Origin of the sequence: Tenacibaculum sp. SG-28, from assembly GCF_002954385.1 — a bacterium.
Classification (GTDB): domain Bacteria; phylum Bacteroidota; class Bacteroidia; order Flavobacteriales; family Flavobacteriaceae; genus Polaribacter.
On the sequence record NZ_MQVY01000003.1, the window covers coordinates 5,968 to 9,245 of the forward strand.

5 protein-coding genes are annotated in these 3,278 nt (G+C 27.8%); all 5 read right to left on the reverse strand.

Annotated elements, in window-relative coordinates; genetic code table 11:
* Positions 1–309: 309 nt before the first annotated feature.
* A complete protein-coding gene (locus BSU00_RS08195; protein ID WP_105003952.1) occupies positions 310–540 on the reverse strand; it encodes a hypothetical protein in 231 nt (76 codons plus the stop codon).
* Positions 541–673: 133 nt separating this feature from the next.
* Entirely contained in the window at positions 674–985 is a 312-nt protein-coding gene (locus tag BSU00_RS08200; protein ID WP_105003953.1) for a hypothetical protein, read from the reverse strand.
* Between the two features lie 74 nt (positions 986–1,059).
* Complete coding sequence (locus tag BSU00_RS08205; protein WP_105003954.1) at positions 1,060–1,284, reverse strand: hypothetical protein; 225 nt, start codon at positions 1,282–1,284, stop codon at positions 1,060–1,062.
* A gap of 151 nt (positions 1,285–1,435) precedes the next feature.
* A complete protein-coding gene (locus BSU00_RS08210) occupies positions 1,436–2,584 on the reverse strand; it encodes an erythromycin esterase family protein (protein ID WP_105003955.1) in 1,149 nt (382 codons plus the stop codon).
* A 65-nt stretch (positions 2,585–2,649) separates the two neighbouring features.
* Positions 2,650–3,162, reverse strand: coding sequence for a GNAT family N-acetyltransferase (locus BSU00_RS08215; RefSeq protein WP_105003956.1), 513 nt, complete (start codon positions 3,160–3,162; stop codon positions 2,650–2,652).
* Positions 3,163–3,278: the final 116 nt, after the last annotated feature.

Consider the following 3,278-nt stretch of genomic DNA (forward strand, 5'->3'; position numbering starts at 1 on the left):
GTTTGTGTATGGTTAGTTGCGTATATAAGTGTACATTTTTTATAGCTAAACACCAGATTTATAAACAACCACTTAACTTTGGTCTAGCAAGGAATAGCGATTAACTATAAACTTTGTTGGCATTTCGTTATTTTTTATTCGAGTAATTCTTATTCAATTTTATTCTTTTTTTATTTTTCTGTGTTTGAGTGAATTCGGACAGAAATTTATCCCGAAAAACTTCTCAATTCAGATTGAGTGAGCAATTCCTTAACTTCTAAATTCCGAATTCAATTCGGTTTTTGCCTTTTAATTCAGTTTAATATTAGCTTAGATTTTATTTTCAACCACTTCATTTTTTAATGAGCGAAAAGTAAAAAACCAAATAAAAATATTTGTAAACATAAAATACATTAAATTAAATTTTTCATTTGATTTTATGCTACTAAATATTAATCCTCCTAGTATACTCCCAGTTAAAAAAAAACCGAAACTTAATTTTAAAATCCCCTTTTTTGTGATATGTAAATTACCCAATTTTAAATAAAATTTCTTATTCATAATTTCTTATTGTTTTTTTACTAGTACTTAATTTAAGTTAATTTTTACAATACTATTTCTGTATTAATAAAATTCTATTAAAGTTCTTTCTAATGAATGCCAACGTTTCGGCTAAGCTGCGTTTTAATGCAGTTTAGGTGGTGTTGGCAATAGTAATTTGTTTCTTAAATTTTTGTATTTCATCATAATCCTCAATGTTTAAAACATTCAATAATTCCAACCAGCTAATTATTCCATTTTTATGATAGTTTGTTAAAATGTCTTTATAAAACTTAATTTGTTCAGATTGTGTCTGCAAAAAATTGTATTCAATTTGTTTTCCATTTTTTAAAGTCAAAATAAAACGATTGCTCAGACCATTAGATAAATGAGGAGCAAACTCCCAAAGGTGATTTGTAAAATTCCCTCTAACATCATAAGTTGAGAAAAATTCCAACTTTTTCATTTCGTCAAGTTTGTAGTCTACATTTTCAATATTAATATGATTTTCATAAAAATATATTCTTCCACAATATTTTCCTATTTCCCTTTCGTATCTAAAAAAGTGCTAATTAATAATCCAATTATATATAAAGTTCCAATTATAAGTATTACAGATTCAATTCCTTCAAAATCGTATCCAAAAGAATTTTTAAGATAATAAAGCAGAAAAATTATTCCAAGCCAAACTATTGCAACAATGTTTTCTGGTGAAATATAAAACCCCTTTTTTTCCTTAAATAAAGATAGTCTGCGTGGATTCATTTTTTATTATTGCCAACGGTCTCGTATAACCGTCAGTTACGGGTTTAAAGTTACTATTTTTTGATTAAGCACTGACGCTCGCAATTCCGAGTGGATTCGGACGCAGTAGAATCTGACGTAATTGCGGTTATACATTGTTGGCAACTGTAATTTATTTTTCATAATCCACTTCTTTTCCGTACGCCATAAAAATTAAAGCGTCAAAATGATTTAGTAAATTAGTTTTATTATTTGGTAAATTAAAAATATACATGTCATCAAAAATTTTATTGCCAAAATCAACACTTTGAGATGTTATTTTTTTTGAATCAACAAAATAATTGCTTTCAAGTGAAGGTAAAAGGGATAAAATACTATTACTTTTTTTTCTCGCTTTTATAAGGTCTTTTTCATTTCTCTCAGGCAATCTTATAGAACCGACAGCAATGTGATAAGAGCTATTTGGGTTTAATTGTCTAAATTGATAACCCATTGTTTGTCCTTTCATTAATTTGTGATTGGATTTTGACATATGTCCGTTTGCAAGCCAGACAATAAATTTTTTATTAGGATTTGATTTAACTAAAAAATCAAGGTTTTTTGCCATTTGTGTATCTCTAATTAAAATTCGATTTTTATCAGAATTGCTGTCTTTTATGGTATAAAGTTCAATAGTACTTTCAAAGTTTTTTAAAATTTGAAACCAAAGTTTATTAGTTTTTATTACGTTAAAATTTATTAGTTCTTGAGTTTGATTTTTTAAAAATTCAATTTCTTTTGAAGTTAATTCTTTCCTGCTATTATATTGATTTTTTACGATCAACTTAGAAAGTCTTATAAATTCTGGGTTCAATTCAATTCTTACTTTTTGAAGAATTTCAGATAGTTTTTTTGTAAAGTTTTGATAAGAATAAGCAGAGTATAGTTTATTATCAAATCCCCATATTTTCACATTGTTATTTTTTAGAAAACCGAAAAGTTCTTTACACTCACTTGACTTACTCCACATTGTGTATAAGTTTCTCTTATCGTGGTCAAATAATAAGGCAAAGAAATCACTTTCAAAGGCTATGTCTTTGTAGCCATGTTTAAGAACTAAGTGTTTTACAAGTTCAGTTTTAGCAAGAAAGTCAGTCCCACAATAATGAACAGCTTCTCCGAGAAATACTATTTGCTCTTCACTTATATTTTTATCAATTACTTTTTTAACTTCTTCAGTTAATAAGTTATCTATTGAATTCAATTCATGAATGTCTTTCTCAATTTGAGAAAAGAGAACTTGAAAAGAAAAAAATATTGATAATAGAAGTGCTTTTCTCATTATTGTTGCCAACGGTTTGGCTAAGCTGCGTTTTAATGCAGTTTAGGTGGTGTTGTAGCCAGTTTTTATTTTTCAATTTTATATAAAAGTAACTCCTCATTACCATCTGGTAGTTTTGTTGTGCCTTCTATTTTTAATCCTAATTTTTCTAAGAGTCTTTGAGAAGAAATATTTGCTTTGGATGTAATAGCTTTAACTTCTTCTATTTCAAATTCTTCAAACGCTGCCTTCATTAATCTATGAGATGACTCATAGGCATAACCCAATTTTTCGTATTGTGGTAAAAGACCAAATCCAATATCAACACCATCTATTCCAGCTCTGTTATAAAGCCCACAGGTCCCAATTTTCTCTCCACCTGTCTTTGTAATTAAGGAATAACTTGAATATCCATCAGACCGTAATTGTGGAAGCATTTTAGTCCGAATATATTTTTCAGCATCCTCAATTGAATTAATATTTCTATCTCCCACATATTTGATAAACTTAGAGGTGTTCATTAGTTGATAAATTAATTCAGCATCTTGTTCTAAAGTTGGTCTTAGAAAAAGCCTATTTGTTTCAAATTCTTTATACATTTTTGTTTAATTGGCTACAACGTTTTGGCTAAGCTGCGTTTTAATGCAGTTTAGGTGGTGTTGTAAGCAGTTCTATATTTTCTATTTTTTCAGTTAATTTTTAATATTTGTTCAGT